Genomic DNA, 19420 nt, shown 5'->3' with positions numbered 1-19420 from the left:
TCAAAACCCGCTCCCTGAGCGGGTTTTTTTCGTTCTGGCTCAGCTAAACAAGTACAGTCTCAAAAAGCTGGCCAGAATCACCACGCTCAGCACTACCATCCCCGCATTTGTTATTTTCTCTTTCATTGCGTCACCCTCAGTGTATGTGGTGACAGGTTGCCTGAGAAAAATTAAGCCAACATTAAGGCCGCGGCTTTTAGTGAGCATTTACCGCAGAGATTAACCAAAATGCGAGCGCGGTCATCATTAGCGAACCCAGCAGATTGACCGCAATGTTCAGCAGCGCCCAGGCCGCGCGGCCATCCTGCAGCAGAAAGACTACCTCTGCCGAGAATGTTGAGAAGGTCGTCAGCCCGCCGCAGAAGCCGGTGGTGATTAACAGTTTCCACACCGGATCGATGTGGGTCATCCGGTTAAACCACGCCAGCCCCAGTCCAATGATAAAGGCGCCAATAAGGTTGGCCGTGAGCGTACCGAACGGGATCTGCTGATGCAGAGGGTTAAGCCGCATGCTCAACAGCCAGCGCACCACGCTTCCAGTGCCCCCGCCGATAAAAACGGCTAAAAGTAGTTGAAACACGAACAATACCTGCTATTTGATGTGTAAGAACTCAGAGTGTAACGCCGTTTAAGGCAGGGGGAAAATATGTACGTTGCGGTTGGACAATTTGCAGTAACGGCAAACTGGCAAAAAAATGCTGAAACCTGCGTGTCGTTGATGGACCAGGCGGCCGCAAAAGGTGCATCGCTGCTGGTGCTGCCCGAAGCGCTGCTGGCCCGCGATGATAACGATCCCGACCTGTCTGTGAAATCGGCCCAGCCGCTTGACGGCGGCTTTTTGACAATGCTGCTGGCAGAGAGTGCCCGTAACGAATTGACCACAGTGCTGACCGTGCATGTCCCCTCTACCGCGGGCAGGGCGATTAACACCCTGGTCGCCCTGCGTGCCGGACAGATCGTGGCGCAGTATGCCAAGCTGCATCTTTACGATGCGTTCAGCATTCAGGAATCCAGGCTGGTGGACGCGGGTACGATCGTCCCGCCGCTGATCGAAATCGACGGCGTCCGTCTGGGGTTGATGACCTGCTACGATTTACGCTTCCCGGAGATGGCGTTGAATCTGGCCCTGGCAGGGGCAGACGTTTTGGTTCTGCCTGCGGCATGGGTCAGAGGGCCACTCAAGGAGCACCACTGGTCAACGCTGCTGGCGGCCCGGGCGCTGGACACGACCTGCTATGTGGTGGCGGCAGGGGAGTGCGGCAACAAGAATATTGGCCAGAGTCGGATTATTGACCCTCTGGGCGTGACGATTGCGGCTGCGGCAGAGGGGCCGGCGCTGCTGTTCGCCGGGATGAGCCGGGAGCGCATTACGCTGGCGCGTCAGCAGCTGCCGGTCCTGCGCAACCGCCGCTTCGCCCCTCCGCAATTAATGTGACGTTTTTTAAACAACGCTTGATTCACCTTGTTACAGATTGCTATTGTGTGCGGGCGTCAAATGACCGTTAATAACGTCGGGTTTTTAGGGCGCGAAACGCAGCCTGTTTACGTCAAGAAGGTATCTATGGGTGAGATTAGTATTACCAAACTGCTGGTGGTAGCCGCACTGGTTGTCCTGCTGTTTGGTACCAAGAAATTACGTACGCTGGGCGGAGACCTGGGTGCTGCCATCAAAGGCTTTAAGAAGGCGATGAACGACGATGACGCCACGGCGAAGAAAACTGCCGATGCGGAAATCGCGGCTGAGAAACTCTCCCACAAAGAGTAACGGCCAGGCCTTAATGGCTTGCGATAGAAAAAAACCGGCTCAGGCCGGTTTTTTTATGGGTGAACTGTAAGTTTTTGTGACGGGCTTACTTCACTTCTTCGCCTTTCGCCTGCATATCGGCGTGGTAGGACGAACGAACGAACGGGCCGCAGGCGGCATGGGTGAAGCCCATCGCCATCGCTTCGGCTTTCATTTCATCAAACTCTTCAGGGCTGACGTAACGCTGCACCGGCAGGTGGTGACGGCTTGGCTGCAGATACTGGCCCAGCGTCAGCATGGTAACGCCGTGGCGACGCAGGTCGCGCATCACTTCCACGATCTCAGCGTTGGTTTCACCCAGACCGACCATCAGACCCGATTTGGTTGGGATCTCCGGATGCGCTTCTTTAAAACGCTCCAGCAGCTTCAGGGACCAGTTGTAATCGGCACCCGGACGAACCTGACGGTAGAGGCGCGGTACGTTTTCCAGGTTGTGGTTGAATACGTCTGGCGGGGTGGCGTTGAGGATCTCCAGCGCACGGTCCATACGACCGCGGAAGTCCGGTACCAGGGTTTCGATTTTGATGTTCGGGCTTTTTTCGCGGATAGCGGTGATGCAGTCGGCGAAGTGCTGGGCACCACCGTCGCGCAGATCGTCGCGGTCAACGGAGGTAATAACGACGTAACGCAGCGCCATGTCAGCAATCGTCTGACCCAGTTTCTGCGGTTCATTGGCGTCAGGGGCGACGGGACGGCCATGGGCAACGTCGCAGAACGGGCAGCGGCGGGTACAAATCGCGCCAAGGATCATGAAGGTCGCGGTGCCGTGGTTAAAACATTCAGCAAGGTTCGGGCAGGAGGCTTCTTCACAAACGGAGTGAAGGCCGTTTTTGCGCATCGCTGCTTTAATTCCCTGAATACGCGAAGAGTCCGCCGGAAGTTTGATCTTCATCCAGGCCGGTTTTCTTAACAGCGCTTCGCGCTCCGTAGCCACGTTTTTAACCGGGATTAGGGCCATTTTATCGGCATCACGGTATTTAACACCGCGTTCCATCACAATGGGTTTACTCATAGCGTGCGTCTTCCAGTTGCGAAAATCGAAGGAAAGCGTTTCAATTCAAGGGAATGTTGTATTTATCAACTATTTTTGAACGAACGACAGGCAGTATATCATTGATACGGACGAGAAAGCAGCCTGCCCGGTCGCCAAATTGTAAAATAGTTGTTGTTTAGTGCCTTTTGTGTGGGCCAGCACAGCATTGCGGCTAAGGACCCTCTTTCAGAAGGCCTTGCGGATGACGTCAATCAGGTTTTCCAGCACCGGATCGCGCAGGCTCAGCTTGTTGTAATAGAGCGAGATTTCAACGCATTCGGCATTGAGCGGGGCGAAGGGGATATGCTCCAGCGGCCAGCAGTGGCGCACCAGGGTAAACAGGCGCTCGGGGATGATACCGATCAGATCGCTGCTGCCGATCAGGGCGGCAATCGTAAAAAGATTGTAACTGCTAAAGTGCACCAGACGTTCCGGGAAAATATCGTTAATACGTTGTCGCAGCCCATTCAGGTTTTGTCCTTCCAGCATCAGCAGCGTTTGCTCGTATTGCTGAAGATTTTCCACTGTGGCGGCCTGGCTCAGTGCCGGATGGTTTTTTCGGCAGATGAGCAGCAATTTGTCTGCAAAAAGGACGTTATGGCTCAGGGCGCGGGCATTCAGGGAGTTGCTGTCGATGATGAGATCGGTCTGGAACTGGGCTAACTGCGTCTCGGCGTCATTAACCGAAATATTGCGTAGCATCAACTGGGGCGCATGGGTCTTCACGGCCTGGTAGATCTGCGGCAGTACCAGCGCGCCGACGGTCGGAGTGGTACCAATGGTGATGGTGCGTTGCTTATCGTAGCTGCCGGTAAGATCCAGCGCCCCAAGAATCGACTCCAGCCCCTGGCTGATGTATTCGTGCAAATGCGTGGCGTAGGCGGTAGGCGTCACGCCCTGGCCTTTGCGGATAAACAGCGGATCGGGAAAAATGGTGCGTAATTTTTGAATGGACTGACTGATTGCTGAGGGAGTGAGATTCAGAATTTTCGCAGCATTGACGATCCCTTTGTGAACATACACTGCCTCAAAAATCGTCAATAAGTTGAGATCAATATTACGTAACGTACGAAAAATTTGTGGTTTTGCTTCACTGCCTGGATCGCTCAAGCGCTTACCTGGAGAATTATTATTATCCACGCTATCCCTCCCTAATTATTCACAATATAAATAATAGTTGAATTTAAATAATGTGCTTATTGTTGTGGCTAAACTGTTTTTGACAATTAACATTCTTAAGTATAATCATTGAGTTGTCTAATTTTTGCGCAGGTGCGTTCCACGCCTGTCGGTTAGCCAGGCCGGAGCAGAAAAGAGGTGAATGCTTATAGGCAGGCGCGTTGCGGGTATTTTGAAAATATAGAAACTACGGATTGTTGTAAAGCGTAAAAGCTTTGAATTAAGGATGGCTCATCAAATAATGAGCCAAACGGCGGAAGTGATTAAGCAGTAATATATTTATGGGGTGGATTGTTTAGCAGTGCTAAAAAAGCATTAAGCAAATGAGGACGCGCAATTTCCGGTGTAATGTTCTCTACCCACTGGCGCATTTGCGTCATTTCCATCCCCGCATAACCACAAGGATTGATGCGCCGGAAAGGCGAAAGATCCATGTTGATATTTAATGCGAGACCGTGAAAAGAGCACCCTTTACGAATACGCAGACCGAGTGAACATATTTTCATTTCGCCCACATAGACGCCGGGCGCATCCGCCCGCGGGTGCGCATCGATATCAAATTCGGCCAGCGTATTGACCACCGTCTGTTCAAGCAGCGTCACCAGTTCGCGCACGCCGAGCTTTCTGCGCTTCAGGTTGAGCAGGACATACATCACCTGCTGGCCCGGTCCGTGATAGGTGATCTGCCCGCCACGATCGCTCTGGATAACCGGAATATCACCAGGCATCAGCAGATGCTCTGCTTTCCCGGCCTGACCCTGGGTAAAGACCGGAGGATGCTCTACCAGCCAGATCTCATCCGGCGTGTTCTCGTCGCGCGTGTCAGTGAAATCATGCATAGCCTGGGAGACAGGTTCATAGGGCTGCAGCCCAAGCTGGCGGACGAGAATAGTATCCTGATACAAAACGAGATCTCCGAACGAAGGAACAAACTGGAGCGGGGAGTATATCACAGAGGGGAAACAGGTTACCCGGCGATGCGGGTAACCGAAAGGCGTTACAGTACCATGCGCACGATATCGATATTACCGAGCTCTTCGTACAGGGTCTCGACTTGTTCAATATGCGTCGCCGTGATGGTGATAGACACGGAATGGTAGTTGCCTTTGCTGCTTGGTTTCACCGTCGGAGAGTAGTCCCCTGGCGCATGGCGCTGGACCACTTCAACCACCTGATCAACCAGCTCAGGCAACGCCTGCCCCATTACTTTGTAAGTAAATGGAGTAGGGAATTCAAGCAGTTCGTTAAGTTTGGTTTTCATGGGAGCTCCGGCAGTACGTCAAAAAAAGAATAACTCCCACGTCGGGTGGGAGTTATCAGGTTACATAGTATATGGGGATGGAAATCACACTTTCAAGTGTTCAATTCTTAACCAAACCAGTGATGGAACATCAGTTTAATGTAATCAATGATTTTGCCGAAGAAATTGCCTTCCGGGATTTCGTCCAGCACCACCAGTGGGCGCTGATCGATGGTTTTGCCATCAAGCTGGAAGTTGATGGTGCCCACGACCTGGTTTTTCTTCAGCGGAGCGTGCAGCTCGCTGGCGGTCAGGACATAGCTGGCCTTCAGATCTTTCATGCGGCCGCGTGGGATTGTCAGGTAGAGATCTTTATCGACACCCAGGGAGGCACGGTCGTTATCACCAAACCATACTGGCTCAGAGGCGAACTCTTTGCCCGCTTTCAGTGGGTTCACGGTTTCGAAGAAGCGGAAGCCCCAGGTGAGCAGTTTCTTGCTCTCGGTTTCACGCCCTTTGAAGGTACGACCGCCCATCACCGCAGAGATCAGACGCATCTGGCCTTCGGTGGCAGAGGCGACCAGGTTGTAACCGGCTTTATCGGTATGCCCGGTTTTGATGCCGTCAACGTTCAGGCTGTTATCCCACAGCAGGCCGTTGCGGTTGGTCTGGCGGATACCGTTAAAGGTGAACTCTTTCTCTTTGTAGATCGTGTATTCGTTCGGCACGTCACGGATCAGCGCCTGGCCAATCAGGGCCATGTCACGCGCCGAGCTGTACTGACCCTCAGCATCCAGGCCGTGCACGGTCTGGAAGTGGCTGTTTTTCAGACCCAGCGCGGAAACGTAGCTGTTCATCAGGCCCACAAAGGCGTCCTGGCTGCCTGCGGCAAAGTCGGCCATTGCCACACAGGCGTCGTTACCTGACTGCAGGTTGATACCACGGATCAGCTGGGAGACAGGCACCTGCATGCCGGGTTTCAGGAACATCAACGATGAGCCCTTGAACACCGGGTTGCCAGTGGCCCACGCATCGTTGCCGATGGTCACCAGGTCGGTTTCTTTGAATTTACCTGCTTTCATGGCCTGACCGATGACGTAGCTGGTCATCATTTTGGTCAGACTGGCCGGGTCGCGTCGTGAATCCGCGTTCTGCTCAGCCAACACTTTGCCGGAGTTGTAATCGATCAGGATGTAGGATTCCGCATCGATCTGCGGAACGCCCGGGATCATGGTCTTGATATTCAGGTCATCGGCGTGAGCAACAGAGAGCGTGGCTGCACAAAGCGCCGTAGTGAGCGCCATGCGCTGCATAAAACGAGCGGAGAAAGTGGTCTTCATGGTTAGAAAAACGACATCCGTGATGGAATTAAAAAAGTGCCTTACTATAGCAAATGCTATACAGGCCGGCATCCGACTTTCGGCATGAGAGTGTGAATCAACATGACAAATACTGACAATTCGGATACCGCCGATTAATCATTTCGCAACAGCGATAAATGACTGTAACTGCGCTTCATTCTGCAGACGTTGCTGTAAAGCTGCCGCCTGAGATTTGCTGGCAAACGGACCCAGCTGAATACGCCATACCGCGCCATTTTGCTCAACGCGTCCCGGTACGCCAAACTGCTGGCCGAGGCGCTGCTGATACTGCTGGGCACGGGCCTGGTCGCTGACTGCGCCAACCTGAACGACGTAGCCACCGGCCTGGGCGGGAGCGGAAACGGGGGCCGTTACCGGAGCCTGAGTCGGGGCAGATACGGGCGCCGTCACCGGAGCCGTCTGGTTCACCGGCGCGGTAACAACCGGCTGAGGTGCAGGCGGTTCGCTGCCTTCCAGCACGCCGGAAGCGAGGGTGGTTGGAGCGCCAAGGAAACCGCTGCTGCTGACCGGCGCGCCCATGCTGTCTTCGCTTTTCAGCGTGTCGTTACTGATGGCATGTACGTCACCCTGCGGTGCAGGTTCGGAAACGGACGACGCGGCACCCATACCGCTGCTCAGATCGGGACGCGCGGGCAGGGCATAAGTCTGTTTAGCCACGGTGGTACAGGCCATACCCGGGCCGGAGAGCGAACCGTCCTGAGCGACAATAATCGGGTCGATACGCACTTTGGTGTTATTTGAGGTATTCAGGCGGTCGGCCGCGGCGCGCGACAGCGAGATCGCGCGGTCATTGCCGTAAGGGCCACGATCGTTGATACGCACCACGATCATCCGGCCATTCGCCAGGTTAGTGATACGTGCATAGCTCGGGATCGGCAGCGTCGGGTGCGCAGCGGTGAGCTGCATCGGATCGAAAGCTTCGCCGCTGGCGGTCAGGTTGCTTCCCGGCTCGGCGTCATAAATTGCTGCCAGGCCTGCCTGACTGAATCGGGAAAGGTCCTGAACGATTTTGTAGCTTTTACCGTCGCGTTCGTAATCCTGATTGGCGGTGGCGCTCAGCGGTTCGAAACGCGGATCGGCTCCGCTGATCTCAACCACCGGACCATTACATACCGCTGGCTGCGGTGGTGCGACGGTCGCTTGCTGCTGACCATCGTCACTTGTACAGGCTGCCAGTAAACTCACTGCGATGCAGATCCCAGACCACTGCTTACGCATTGCGTGCCCCTTATACGCTTTTTGACAACATTTTTCTGTGTGTGTGGATCGACATCACGATCCCGAACCCGGCCATCAGAACGATCAGGGCCGAGCCTCCATAACTCACCAGGGGAAGCGGTACGCCTACCACCGGCAGAATACCGCTCACCATACCAATATTTACGAAAACATAAACGAATAAAATCAACATCAAGCCACCGGCCATTACCCGGCCAAAGGTGGTTTGCGCCCGGGCGGCAATCCACAATCCGCGCATGATTAACAGCAGGTACAGCGCCAGCAGGATCAGAATCCCGACCAGACCTAACTCTTCCGCCAGCACCGCAAAGATAAAGTCGGTGTGGCGTTCGGGCAGAAACTCAAGCTGCGACTGAGTGCCGTGCAGCCAGCCCTTACCGCGCAGGCCGCCTGAGCCGATTGCAATCTTCGACTGTATAATATGATAGCCTGCCCCGAGCGGGTCGCTCTCCGGATCGAGCAACATCATCACGCGTTGGCGCTGATAATCGTGCATCAGGAAGAACCACAGGATCGGGATAAAGGCCGCCACTAACACCGCCGCAATGCCGATAAGCCGCCAGCTGAGTCCGGAAAGGAACAGCACGAACAGGCCCGAGAGGGCGATCAGAATCGAGGTACCGAGGTCCGGCTGCGCGGCTACCAGCAGCGTCGGCAGGAAGATCAGCACCAGCGCGATAGCGGTGTTTTTCAGCGACGGCGGGCAGACGTCACGGTTAATAAAGCGGGCCACCATCAGCGGAACGGCGATTTTCGCAATCTCAGAGGGCTGAAAACGCACAATACCGAGATCGAGCCAGCGCTGTGCACCTTTCGAGATGGCACCGAAGGCATCCACCGCCACCAGTAGAATGATACAGAAGATATAGAGATAGGGCGCCCAGCCTTCGTAGACGCGCGGCGGGATCTGCGCCATCACCACCATCACCACCAGACCCATGGTAATCTGGCCGATCTTACGCTCCGTCATGCCGAGATCCTGGCCGCTGGCGCTCCAGATGACCATGGCACTGTAGACCAGCAGCGCCAGCAGGATCAGCAGCATGGCCGGGTCGATGTGGATCTTGTCCCACAACGATTTTTTATTCGGATTATCCGTCACGATTATTGGTCCTCCGCGCCTGCGGCAGCCGGGCTTTCACTCGGCAATTCAGTGTTGTTATCACCCAGCATGATGTGATCAAGGATCTGGCGCATGATAGTACCGACCGCCGGGCCGGCACCGCCGTTTTCCAGAATAATCGACACCGCCACCTGCGGGTTTTCGTATGGAGCAAACGCAATCATCAGCTTATGGTCACGCAGACGTTCAGCAATTTTGTGTGCGTTATAGGTTTCGTTCGCTTTCAGACCAAAGACCTGCGCGGTACCGGATTTTGCCGCGATTTTATACGGCGCACCGGCAAAGTATTTGTGTGCTGTACCGTTGGCACGGTTGGCTACGCCATACATCCCGTCTTTGGCAATTTCCCAATAACCGGAATGAATATCGCCCACCGGCGGCTCGTGCGGCTGCGACCAGGGGACTTTTTTGCCGTCTTCAACGGTGCTCATCAGCAGGTGCGGCACTTTTACCACCCCGTCGTTGATCAGGATCATCAGCGCTTTGCTCATCTGAATCGGTGTGGCGGTCCAGTAGCCCTGACCGATTCCTACCGGAATGGTGTCGCCCTGATACCACGGCTTTTTAAAGCGTTTCAGCTTCCATTCACGGGTCGGCATGTTGCCGGAGCGCTCTTCTGAGAGGTCGATACCGGTGTAGTGACCATAACCAAATTTGCCCATCCATTCTGACAGACGGTCGATGCCCATGTCGTAGGCCACCTGGTAGAAGAAGGTATCCGCCGACTCCTCCAGTGATTTAGTGACGTTCAGATGGCCGTGGCCCCACTTCTTCCAGTCGCGGTAGCGTTTTTCCGAGCCAGGCAACTGCCACCAGCCCGGGTCGAAGAGACCGGTATTGCGGGTGATCACCCCTGCGCTGAGCGCAGATACCGCCACATAAGGTTTTACCGTGGACGCCGGGGGATAAACACCCTGAGTCGCGCGGTTGATCAGCGGCGTGTTCGGGTCATTAAGCAGGCCAGAATAATCTTTGCTGGAGATACCATCAACGAACAGGTTAGGGTCATAGCTCGGCGTCGAGACCAGGGCCAGAATGCTGCCGGATCGTGGGTCGGTCACAATCACCGCCGCACGGCTGCCTGCCAGCAGGGTTTCGACGTACTGCTGGAGTTTGAGATCAAGGGTCAGATAGATGTCATGCCCGGCCTGAGGCGGCACCTCTTTCAGCTGGCGGATCACCCGGCCACGGTTGTTGACTTCAACCTCTTCGTAACCGGTCTGACCGTGGAGCATATCTTCGTAGTAGCGCTCAATGCCCAGCTTGCCGATATCGTGCGTTGCCGCGTAGTTGGCGAGCTTGCCGTCTTTATCCAGCCTGTCGACATCTTTATCGTTGATTTTCGAGACATAGCCGATGACGTGCGTCAGGGCAGAGCCGTACGGGTAGAAGCGGCGCTTGTAACCTTTGACTTCTACGCCCGGAAAGCGGTACTGGTTCACGGCGAAACGGGCTACCTGCACCTCGGTGAGGTTGGTTTTTACCGGAATCGACGTGAAGCGATGCGAGCGGGAGCGCTCTTTTTTGAAGGCGGCAATATCGTCATCATTCAGATCGACCACGCTGCGCAGCGCGTCGAGCGTCTGCTGCACGTTATCGACCTTCTCCGGCATCATTTCAATCTGGTAGATCGTGCGGTTCAGCGCCAATGGCGTACCGTTGCGATCGTAGATAATGCCGCGGCTTGGGGCGATGGGGACAAGTTTGATGCGGTTTTCGTTGGAGCGGGTCTGGTAATCGGTAAAACGGACAATTTGCAGATTATAGAGGTTGGCGATCAGCACGCCAGTCAGCAGCAAAATCCCCAAAAAGGCGACCACCGCCCGGCGCACAAACAGCGCGGACTCAGCCGTATAGTCGCGAAAAGAATTCTGTAGTTTCATCCGCTGCTTAATTTATCCAGGACGTCATCATTACTCACGGTGATAAGGATGGTTAGTCGTGATGCTCCACGCGCGATAGAGACTTTCAGCAACCAACACCCGAACCAGCGGGTGGGGCAGCGTCAGCGCGGAGAGAGACCAACTCTGTTCTGCTGCCGCTTTGCAGGCGGGAGATAATCCCTCGGGACCGCCAATTAACAGGCTGACGTCGCGACCGTCCTGCTTCCAGCGCTCCAGTTCATGCGCCAGCTGCGGTGTATCCCAGGGCTTGCCCGGAATATCGAGCGTGACGATGCGGTTTTTGCCTGCGGCAGCCAGCATCAGTTCACCCTCTTTGTCGAGAATGCGTTTGATATCTGCGTTTTTGCCGCGTTTGCCGGCGGGGATCTCCACCAGCTCAAAGGGCATGTCTTTCGGAAAACGACGCAGATATTCAGTAAACCCTGTTTGTACCCAGTCGGGCATTTTTGTGCCGACGGCTACCAGTTGCAGCTTCACGCATTAACCCCAGAGTTTTTCCAGCTCATACAGGCGACGGCTCTCTTCCTGCATGACGTGGACAATCACATCGCCAAGGTCAACAACGACCCAGTCAGCGGTCGCTTCGCCTTCAACGCCCAGCGGCAGCATACCGGCAGCGCGGGATTCCTGCACAACATGGTCAGCGATGGAAGCAACGTGGCGAGTGGAGGTACCGGTGCAGATAATCATGCAATCGGTGATGCTTGATTTGCCCTGAACGTCGATGGCGATGATGTCCTGACCTTTCAGGTCATCAATTTTGTCGATAACAAAATCCTGGAGTGCTTTACCCTGCAAGTTTTCCCCCTGGGAAAGTGAGATTGAATAACTGTAAATTCGTAGCCAGACAGTATACCTGAACTGGCCGCAGTATCGGGACTAATGTCACCGGACGGGCCTGCGAAGGCGGGTATCATCCCACCCTATGCCGGAGATTGCATCGCCATTTTTGTAAAACAGTTTTTGTAAAACAGTGCTGGCGGGAAGTCTGGCAGCGGAGGATATCAGCCTGGACGGGGGTGTCAATGCCGAGAGCGCGAATGGCGCGCTTTTTCTCCCGGCGTCCAGTCAGTTGCTGCTTTTCTGATACAGACCCTGCTGCTGAATGTAATGCAGCACCGCAGCCGGTAACATCTCATCACAGGGTAGTCTCTGCTGCAGACGCTGGCGGATCAGGGTGGCCGAAATATCAAACCACGGCGTTTCCGCCAGATAGATTTTACCGGCTGGCAGGGTATGCAGATCTTCAGCCTGATATGTCAGGTGCTGCTCCAGCCACTGCTGATGCTGCTCCTCTTTCATCGCCAGCGGATAACCCGGACGACGACAGACGATCAAATGGCTGTTATCGAGGATCGTCTGATACTGATACCAGCCTGGAAAGCTAAGCAGTGAGTCCTGGCCGATGATAAAGGCCAGCGGTCTCTCCGGCCCCTGTTCGCTGCGCCACGCCTGCAGAGTTTGCGCAGTATAAGATGGGCTGTTCCGACGCAGTTCACGCTCGTCGAGGTGAAAAAGCGGCTTATCGGCAATCGCCAGCTCCAGCATCGCTTTGCGCTGTGCGGCGCTGGCTTCGGGCTGGGGACGGTGCGGCGGCACGTTGTTTGGCATAATAGTGACGCGCTGCAGACCAATCTGGTTCGCCAGAATTTCGACCGGTTTCAGATGCCCGTAGTGGATCGGGTCAAAGGTACCGCCAAACAGAGCCTGGAGAGAGTGCATCTCTTACCCTTCTATAAAGACATCAGCCAGCGCCTTGTGGCACAGCAGCAGCGAAAGGCTTTCCAGCTCGGACCAGATCGACTGGCCGTAATCCTGCTTCAGGGTCAGCTCGGTACGCGTCAGCAGCTGAACGGCCTGGCGCAGCTGTTCCGGGCTCAGGCGGTTCAGGGCCTCGGTGGTCATGCCGCGACGGTTCTGCCAGACCCGGTGTTTATCAAACAGCGCGCGCAGGGGTGTATGGGCCGACTGACGTTTCAGGGTCAGAAGCAGCAACAGTTCACGCTGCAGGGTTCTGAGCAGGATCACAGGCTCACTGCCTTCGAGACGCAGCTGTTGCAGGATATGCAGGGCGCGCTTGCTCTTCGCCGAGAGCAGGGCATCGACCCAGTGGAAAGGGGTGAAATGGGCCGCGTCGTTAACAGCCTGCTCGACGCGCGGCAGGGTCAGTTTGCCATCCGGCCAGAGCAGCGACAGTCGCTCGAGCGCCTGGGCAAGGGCCAGCAGGTTGCCTTCGTAGCAGTAACAGAGCAGCTGATTCGCCGCGTCATCCAGCTGAAGATTGTTCTGCTTTGCCCGGGCCGCCACCCATTTGGGCAGGTGCGCCTGCTCCGGGGTCTGACAGGTCACCAGTACTGAATGGTTTGCCAGCGCCGTAAACCAGGCGGCATTCTCCTGGGCTTTGGTCAGCTTGTTGCCGCGGACAATCAGCAGAAGATCGTTATGCAGCAGACTTACCAGCGTGGCCAGTTGTTCGTTGATGGCCGCATTAGGGCCGTTTTCCGGTAACTGAATAAGCAGAGTTTGCCGGGCGGCAAAGAGGCTCATCGCCTGACAGAGAGAAAAAATCTCCTGCCAGTCGGTGCTGTTATCCAGGGTGAAACTGTGGTGCTCTTCAAAGCCCTGGGTCGCCGCAAGCTGACGTATGGCGTCCTGGCTCTCCTGCAGCAACAGCGGATCGTTTCCGAGAAGCAGATACGCCGCGCGCAGCCCTTCATTGAGCTGCGCGCGGAGTTGTTCAGGGTACAACCTGAGCATTACTGACCCAGCGTCGTGGTGACGCGAGATGAGGATGCCGCTGGCTTAGCCACAGGCTGCGCTTTAAGGGCATTCTCTTTTTCAGCGGTATGGACGCTCGGCAGCTTACGAATCAGCTGCTCTGCTGCCTTGTCATACATTTCGTTAACGATAATGGTCTGCTCTGCATCTTTCGCCAGCGCAGTCTGCGGGTTATCGAAGAACGAACGGTAGACCTTGGTACTGATAGGGTAAATATCGCTACCCGGGATCAACACCGCAGCGTGAACTTCCATCACCATCTGGTATTCCGCAGTACGACCATCCTGGAAGATGGACGCGGTATCCTGGCTCAGGCTAGAACTTAATACGCGGAATGACGGAATATCCTGGCGCAGCGTTCCTTTTTCGATCAGGTCAACGCCGTTAAGGCGCAGCTGATTACGAATGGCACGGCTCAGCGGACCATTTGGATCGCCCGAATCGAAAATCATGGTTTTCATCTGTTCCGGCACCTGTGTAGTGTTACGCAAGTGCCAGCCACAGCCGGCGGTGACTAACACCGCCAGCGATAACAGTAATGTTGCCAGTTGTCGCACGCTTCCTCCCGCGCTTAGCCAACGACCAGGTTCAGCAGTTTACCGGGCACGTAGATCACTTTACGTACGGTAACGCCATCAAGATACTTCGCCACCAGATGTTCCTGGCCGGCGCGTTCACGGACCTGCTCTTCGGTTGCATCAACCGGAACAGTGATTTTACCGCGTACTTTGCCGTTGACCTGCACGACGACCAGCGTGGTGTTTTCCACCATTGCGGATTCATCCGCCACCGGCCACGGTGCATTGTCGATATCGCCTTCGCCGTTCAGTTCCTGCCACAGAGTAAAGCTGGCGTGAGGGGTGAACGGGTTCAGCATACGGACAACCGCCAGCAATGCTTCACGCATCAAGGCACGATCCTGCTCGCCTTCCTGCGGGGCTTTCGCCAGCTTGTTCATCAATTCCATAATAGCCGCAATTGCGGTATTGAAGGTCTGACGACGACCAATATCATCGGTTACTTTGGCAATAGTTTTATGAACATCACGACGCAGCGCCTGCTGATCTTCCGTCAGGGCTGCGGTATCCAGTGCCGGTACTGCGCCCTGAGAGGTGTGTTCGTAAACCAGTTTCCAGACACGTTTCAGGAAGCGGTTAGCCCCTTCAACGCCGGACTCCTGCCACTCGAGGGTCATGTCTGCCGGAGAGGCGAACATCATGAACAGACGCACGGTATCGGCACCGTAACGCTCTACCATCACCTGCGGGTCAATGCCGTTGTTTTTGGACTTCGACATTTTGCTCATGCCGGTATAAACCAGCTCGTGACCCGCGGCATCTTTCGCCTTAACGATGCGGCCTTTCTCGTCGCGCTCAACGATAGCATCCACCGGGGAGACCCAGTTACGCTCGCCGTTCACGCCCACGTAGTAGAAGGCATCCGCCAGCACCATGCCCTGGCACAGCAGCTGTTTGGCTGGCTCATCAGAGTTTACCAGGCCCGCGTCGCGCATCAGCTTATGGAAGAAGCGGAAGTAGAGCAGGTGCATGATGGCGTGTTCGATCCCGCCGATGTAGATGTCGACCGGCAGCCAGTAGTTTGCTGCATCGGAATCCAGCATGCCTTCCTGATACTGCGGGCAGGTATAACGCGCGTAGTACCAGGAGGACTCCATAAAGGTGTCGAAGGTGTCAGTTTCACGCAGCGCAGGCATGCCGTTCACGGTGGTCTTCGCCCACTCAGGATCGGCTTTGATCGGGCTGGTGATGCCATCCATGACCACGTCTTCCGGCAGGATCACCGGGAGCTGATCTTCAGGGGTTGGCAGGACGGTGCCGTCTTCCAGGGTGACCATTGGGATTGGCGCGCCCCAGTAACGCTGACGGGAAACACCCCAGTCGCGCAGACGGTAGTTAACTTTACGTTCGCCCACGCCCAGCGCCGTCAGTTTGTCGGCAATGGCGTTGAAGCCCTCTTCAAAGCTCAGGCCGCTGAATTCGCCGGAGTTGAACAGGGTGCCTTTTTCGGTCAGCGCCTGCCCGGACAGATCCGGCTCAGAGCCATCTGCCGCGAGAATAACCGGCTTGATCGCCAGGCTGTATTTGGTGGCAAATTCGTAGTCGCGCTGATCGTGACCCGGAACGGCCATCACGGCACCCGTACCGTACTCCATCAACACGAAGTTGGCAGCCCAGACCGGGATCGCTTCGCCGGTCAGCGGATGCGTCGCGTAGAAACCGGTGGCAACGCCTTTCTTCTCCATGGTCGCCATATCGGCTTCGGCCACTTTGGTGTTGCGGCATTCGTCGATGAAGGCAGCCAGTTCCGGATTGTTCTCTGCCGCTTTCTGCGCCAGCGGGTGACCTGCAGCCACGGCCAGGTAGGTCGCACCCATGAAGGTGTCCGGACGGGTGGTGTAAACGGTCAGTTTCTGATCGTAGTTCTCAACGTCGAAGGTGATTTCCACCCCTTCAGAACGACCGATCCAGTTGCGCTGCATGGTTTTCACGGTATCTGGCCAGTGGTCCAGATTGTCCAGATCGCTCAGCAGTTCGTCGGCGTAAGCGGTGATTTTGATAAACCACTGTGGGATCTCTTTACGCTCTACTTTGGTGTCGCAGCGCCAGCAGCAGCCGTCGATAACCTGTTCGTTGGCCAGAACGGTCTGATCGTTTGGGCACCAGTTAACGGCGGAGGTTTTCTTGTAGACCAGCCCTTTTTTGTAGAGCTCGGTGAAGAACTTCTGCTCCCAGCGGTAGTATTCCGGAGTGCAGGTCGCCAGCTCGCGGCTCCAGTCATAGCCAAAGCCCAGCATCTTGAGCTGGTTTTTCATGTAGGCGATGTTGTCGTAGGTCCACGGAGCAGGCGCAGTGTTGTTTTTTACCGCAGCACCTTCAGCAGGCAGACCAAACGCATCCCAGCCGATCGGCTGCAGGACGTTTTTACCCAGCATACGCTGATAGCGAGCGATCACATCACCGATGGTGTAGTTACGCACGTGGCCCATGTGTAGTCGGCCAGAAGGATAGGGAAGCATCGACAGGCAGTAATACTTCTCTTTGCTCTCGTCTTCGGTGACTTCAAAAGTGCGCTTCTCGTCCCAGTGTTGCTGGACTTTCGATTCTATCTCTTCCGGGCGGTATTGCTCTTGCATGGCAGCCAGTGGTCCTGTGTTCAATACAGCTACAAACGTAGCCAATGGAGGTGGTAATTCAGATCCGCATAGCATAGCCCAAACGCCCGCGTCAAAACAGCCTTTACCTGAAAAGCGCCTTGCAGGAATTTACGCAGAGTGTGGATGACCTGACAAAGCGGGGCGCAAATAAGGTCTATCATTAGAGAGAGTTACTTACCCGGGAGGCAAATGATGAACAAGGTTGCTCAATTTTACCGTGAACTGGTCGCCACATTAACTGAACGTCTGCGTAATGGTGAGCGTGATATTGATGCGCTCGTCGAACAGGCGCGCCTGAGGGTGATGCAGACGGGTGAGTTAACACGTACCGAAGTGGAGGAGGTGACCCGCGCGGTGCGCCGCGATCTGGAGGAGTTCGCCCGCAGCTACGAAGAGAGCCAGGATGAGGTCGCTGATAGCGTCTTTATGCGGGTGATCAAAGAGAGTCTGTGGCAGGAGCTGGCGGATATCACCGATAAAACGCAGCTGGAGTGGCGCGAGGTGTTCCAGGATCTCAACCATCATGGGGTGTATCACAGTGGGGAGGTGGTTGGGCTCGGCAATCTGGTGTGTGAAAACTGTCACTTCCATCTGGCGGTCTATACTCCGGACCTGTTGCCGGTCTGTCCAAAGTGTGGTCACGATCAATTCCAGCGTCGTCCGTTTGAACCATAAAAAAACGGGTGTCGTCACACCCGCTTTGTGTTTACGCCACGATACGATGCAGGCATCGTATCGTGGTATCTCGCGGTTTATTTAATCTTATTAGCTTCAGTTATTTTAATATTCTGCGTGCCGCCCATATTAGAAGCATATTTATGGGAGGAGTTCAGAATCAAGCTGTTCGCCGTTAGGGTGCCTACACCGCAGGTCGACAGTTTCAGGAAACCACATCCGTAACCGCCATTCACTACTTTGTTCGCTGTTAAGGTCATGTTATTCCAGGCAATGATGTTGCCGCGGTTGATAATATTGCCATTAGCGCCGGTGCTCAGATTCATATCATAAATAGAACGAATAAGCCCTTCGTTATGCAAATCCAGCCAGGTCACCAGATTCACATTAGCGCCATCAATATGGCCGTAATTATGGGTCACAGTCGTGTCGATGTTCAGGTTTGCGTCTCCGCCCATAAAACCGGCATTATTTAGCCAGTAGCTATGGGTCGTCAGGCTGTTGCTGGCATACAGGCGGCTATCGGCGGCCTGCGCCAGAGTACCTTCAGTTCTGATAGTGACATTGCCCCCGGAGATGACGCCAGCGTTGGAGATTTCGCCGTTGGAACTGGCATTATTTTTCCAGGATTGAATGAGCAGGTTTTCAGAGCCGGCGATGTTGCCAGTGACTTTGAAACTGCTTCCGCTGAAGCTAACTGAAGTATTTTTGCCAGACAGGGTGCCGCCGTTGTCGACATTACCGAGCGCGGTGACAGCAAGTTGGTTATCTGAAACCAGGTAAGAACCGTAACTGGCATTCAGGTCGCCATTGGTGGTGATTGCCAGCGCGTTGGTAGCCTTAATACTGCCTTTATTGTTGATATTACCCGCAGCAGAAACCATCATTTGATTGCCGCTGAAGATTGAACCTTCATTATTCAGGTCTTTCAGGGTGCTGAGTGCTGCAATATAGGCCGAGGAGATGGTACCGCTGTTTTTCAGTTCGCCAGCAGAAGACAGTTGGGTGAGATAGCCGTTGTTAGTGATGGCCCCTTCATTTACCAGTGCGCCATTCGTTGCCATAGAGAGCGTGGTACTGGCGACAACTGCCCCTTTGTTGCGTACGCCAAACCCTAAGTTATTGCCAACCATCGTGATGTTGTTGGCTTTCACCCCGCCCAGCTTGCTGATGTCGATGCTGTACTCCGGGATCAGGGTTTGCAGCAGAGTGGCTGATTTCCCTGCGGAGGTGATGCGGCCCGTGGCGTTATCAAAGGTGAAATTACCGCCGCTGAGTGTTGCATTGGCGGCGGTTACTGTCCCGTTAAGTTGAATGGCATCCGCCAGAATTGCAGCATAGCTGTTAGCGGCGTTCATGCCATAAGCATCAACGGTAATTTTACCGCCTGTCACTGTGTAGCTGCCGATCGCGCCAGTGTCGCTCAGGTTTACTTTACCGGTAGTCAGAACTGCTTTGTTGGTATTGATGAAGCTACAGCCTGAACAGGTGATACCGTTAGGGTTAGCAATCACCACATCGGCTCTCATTCCGCCCACTTCGATAAAGCCCTGCAGTGAACTCGCTTTGTTAGAGATCACTTCATTCAGGATCACCGATGCGCTGCCGTTCGCCAGGTTATTGTTTTTAGCGATATTGCCAAAGTTGCTATGGCTGTAGTTGGTACCGCTGTTATTGAGAATCACGCCTTTATTATCAACGTTAAATTCACGGTACATGTTATGCGATACCCCGGCCGCGTTCGGCGCTTCAATATCAATGATTTTTGTGCCGGACTGATGGGTATAGCTGGTTGGTTCCGCATAAACAAAGGTCGAGGTCAGGGCTGCAGCAAGCGCTACATAAGAGATCTTAAATTTAAACATTGAATTTATTCCTTTAAATAATG

The 19420-nt window shown here is 54.8% G+C and carries 19 protein-coding genes; 3 read left to right on the top strand and 16 right to left on the bottom strand.

Going from position 1 to position 19420, the window contains the following annotated elements:
• Positions 1-196: 196 nt before the first annotated feature.
• Positions 197-580 carry a fluoride efflux transporter CrcB gene (gene crcB, locus M8318_RS19600; RefSeq protein WP_262664072.1) on the bottom strand — a complete coding sequence of 128 codons (384 nt, stop codon included), beginning with the start codon at positions 578-580 and terminating at the stop codon, positions 197-199.
• Positions 581-646: 66 nt separating this feature from the next.
• Here crcB and M8318_RS19595 point away from each other — a divergent pair, with 66 nt between their 5' ends.
• Positions 647-1435: a deaminated glutathione amidase gene (locus M8318_RS19595; protein WP_262664071.1), complete on the top strand. Its 789-nt coding sequence runs from the start codon at positions 647-649 to the stop codon at positions 1433-1435.
• Positions 1436-1561: 126 nt separating this feature from the next.
• A complete protein-coding gene (gene tatE / locus M8318_RS19590; protein WP_106992803.1) occupies positions 1562-1765 on the top strand; it encodes a twin-arginine translocase subunit TatE in 204 nt (67 codons plus the stop codon).
• Between the two features lie 85 nt (positions 1766-1850).
• On the opposite strand, the gene lipA is transcribed toward tatE, so the two are convergent.
• The 14 genes from lipA to leuS form a co-directional block, all read right to left on the bottom strand.
• A complete protein-coding gene (lipA, locus tag M8318_RS19585; RefSeq protein WP_262664070.1) occupies positions 1851-2816 on the bottom strand; it encodes a lipoyl synthase in 966 nt (321 codons plus the stop codon).
• 207 nt (positions 2817-3023) lie between these two features.
• The gene (locus M8318_RS19580; RefSeq protein WP_262664069.1) at positions 3024-3977 is read right to left on the bottom strand and encodes a YbeF family transcriptional regulator; all 954 of its coding nucleotides are present in this window, start codon (positions 3975-3977) and stop codon (positions 3024-3026) included.
• Between the two features lie 302 nt (positions 3978-4279).
• Complete coding sequence (gene lipB, locus M8318_RS19575) at positions 4280-4921, bottom strand: lipoyl(octanoyl) transferase LipB (RefSeq protein WP_106992325.1); 642 nt, start codon at positions 4919-4921, stop codon at positions 4280-4282.
• A 92-nt stretch (positions 4922-5013) separates the two neighbouring features.
• Complete coding sequence (ybeD, locus tag M8318_RS19570) at positions 5014-5277, bottom strand: DUF493 family protein YbeD (protein WP_003022706.1); 264 nt, start codon at positions 5275-5277, stop codon at positions 5014-5016.
• A 107-nt stretch (positions 5278-5384) separates the two neighbouring features.
• Positions 5385-6596 carry a D-alanyl-D-alanine carboxypeptidase DacA gene (dacA, locus tag M8318_RS19565; RefSeq protein ID WP_106992326.1) on the bottom strand — a complete coding sequence of 404 codons (1212 nt, stop codon included), beginning with the start codon at positions 6594-6596 and terminating at the stop codon, positions 5385-5387.
• A 138-nt stretch (positions 6597-6734) separates the two neighbouring features.
• Positions 6735-7856, bottom strand: coding sequence for an endolytic peptidoglycan transglycosylase RlpA (rlpA, locus tag M8318_RS19560; RefSeq protein ID WP_262664067.1), 1122 nt, complete (start codon positions 7854-7856; stop codon positions 6735-6737).
• A 10-nt stretch (positions 7857-7866) separates the two neighbouring features.
• The gene (gene mrdB, locus M8318_RS19555) at positions 7867-8979 is read right to left on the bottom strand and encodes a peptidoglycan glycosyltransferase MrdB (RefSeq protein ID WP_262664066.1); all 1113 of its coding nucleotides are present in this window, start codon (positions 8977-8979) and stop codon (positions 7867-7869) included.
• Positions 8980-8981: 2 nt separating this feature from the next.
• Positions 8982-10883, bottom strand: a complete 1902-nt coding sequence (gene mrdA, locus M8318_RS19550; protein ID WP_262664064.1) for a peptidoglycan DD-transpeptidase MrdA — start codon at positions 10881-10883, stop codon at positions 8982-8984.
• Between the two features lie 30 nt (positions 10884-10913).
• Positions 10914-11381: a 23S rRNA (pseudouridine(1915)-N(3))-methyltransferase RlmH gene (gene rlmH / locus M8318_RS19545; protein ID WP_003858701.1), complete on the bottom strand. Its 468-nt coding sequence runs from the start codon at positions 11379-11381 to the stop codon at positions 10914-10916.
• 3 nt (positions 11382-11384) lie between these two features.
• Positions 11385-11702: a ribosome silencing factor gene (gene rsfS / locus M8318_RS19540; protein WP_032617029.1), complete on the bottom strand. Its 318-nt coding sequence runs from the start codon at positions 11700-11702 to the stop codon at positions 11385-11387.
• Positions 11703-11972: 270 nt separating this feature from the next.
• A complete protein-coding gene (gene nadD / locus M8318_RS19535; protein WP_262664063.1) occupies positions 11973-12626 on the bottom strand; it encodes a nicotinate-nucleotide adenylyltransferase in 654 nt (217 codons plus the stop codon).
• 3 nt (positions 12627-12629) lie between these two features.
• Positions 12630-13661, bottom strand: a complete 1032-nt coding sequence (holA, locus tag M8318_RS19530; RefSeq protein ID WP_262664062.1) for a DNA polymerase III subunit delta — start codon at positions 13659-13661, stop codon at positions 12630-12632.
• On the bottom strand, positions 13661-14239 hold the full coding sequence (lptE, locus tag M8318_RS19525) for an LPS assembly lipoprotein LptE (RefSeq protein WP_106992332.1): 579 nt from the start codon (positions 14237-14239) through the stop codon (positions 13661-13663). The genes holA and lptE overlap by 1 nt, the downstream gene beginning before the upstream one ends.
• A gap of 14 nt (positions 14240-14253) precedes the next feature.
• The gene (leuS, locus tag M8318_RS19520; protein WP_262664060.1) at positions 14254-16836 is read right to left on the bottom strand and encodes a leucine--tRNA ligase; all 2583 of its coding nucleotides are present in this window, start codon (positions 16834-16836) and stop codon (positions 14254-14256) included.
• A 213-nt stretch (positions 16837-17049) separates the two neighbouring features.
• Here leuS and M8318_RS19515 point away from each other — a divergent pair, with 213 nt between their 5' ends.
• On the top strand, positions 17050-17532 hold the full coding sequence (locus M8318_RS19515; RefSeq protein ID WP_106992804.1) for a zinc ribbon-containing protein: 483 nt from the start codon (positions 17050-17052) through the stop codon (positions 17530-17532).
• 77 nt (positions 17533-17609) lie between these two features.
• On the opposite strand, the gene M8318_RS19510 is transcribed toward M8318_RS19515, so the two are convergent.
• Positions 17610-19397, bottom strand: coding sequence for a filamentous hemagglutinin N-terminal domain-containing protein (locus tag M8318_RS19510; RefSeq protein ID WP_262664058.1), 1788 nt, complete (start codon positions 19395-19397; stop codon positions 17610-17612).
• Between the last annotated feature and the right edge of the window lie 23 nt (positions 19398-19420).

It is taken from the genome of Leclercia tamurae (assembly GCF_025566055.1).
Taxonomy (GTDB): domain Bacteria; phylum Pseudomonadota; class Gammaproteobacteria; order Enterobacterales; family Enterobacteriaceae; genus Enterobacter; species Enterobacter tamurae.
Note: the sequence above shows the minus strand (reverse complement) of the source record. Positions and strands in the feature narration are given on the sequence as shown.

Excerpts from the sequence above, each read along its gene's own strand:
- tatE (WP_106992803.1), top strand. The coding sequence starts at position 1,562 with ATGGGTGAGATTAGTATTACCAAACTGCTGGTGGTAGCCGCACTGGTT.
- holA (WP_262664062.1), bottom strand. The coding sequence starts at position 13,661 with ATGCTCAGGTTGTACCCTGAACAACTCCGCGCGCAGCTCAATGAAGGG.
- mrdA (WP_262664064.1), bottom strand. The coding sequence starts at position 10,883 with ATGAAACTACAGAATTCTTTTCGCGACTATACGGCTGAGTCCGCGCTG.
- dacA (WP_106992326.1), bottom strand. The coding sequence starts at position 6,596 with ATGAAGACCACTTTCTCCGCTCGTTTTATGCAGCGCATGGCGCTCACT.
- M8318_RS19510 (WP_262664058.1), bottom strand. The coding sequence starts at position 19,397 with ATGTTTAAATTTAAGATCTCTTATGTAGCGCTTGCTGCAGCCCTGACC.
- M8318_RS19595 (WP_262664071.1), top strand. The coding sequence starts at position 647 with ATGTACGTTGCGGTTGGACAATTTGCAGTAACGGCAAACTGGCAAAAA.
- M8318_RS19515 (WP_106992804.1), top strand. The coding sequence starts at position 17,050 with ATGAACAAGGTTGCTCAATTTTACCGTGAACTGGTCGCCACATTAACT.
- leuS (WP_262664060.1), bottom strand. The coding sequence starts at position 16,836 with ATGCAAGAGCAATACCGCCCGGAAGAGATAGAATCGAAAGTCCAGCAA.
- rlpA (WP_262664067.1), bottom strand. The coding sequence starts at position 7,856 with ATGCGTAAGCAGTGGTCTGGGATCTGCATCGCAGTGAGTTTACTGGCA.
- nadD (WP_262664063.1), bottom strand. The coding sequence starts at position 12,626 with ATGCACTCTCTCCAGGCTCTGTTTGGCGGTACCTTTGACCCGATCCAC.
- lipA (WP_262664070.1), bottom strand. The coding sequence starts at position 2,816 with ATGAGTAAACCCATTGTGATGGAACGCGGTGTTAAATACCGTGATGCC.
- ybeD (WP_003022706.1), bottom strand. The coding sequence starts at position 5,277 with ATGAAAACCAAACTTAACGAACTGCTTGAATTCCCTACTCCATTTACT.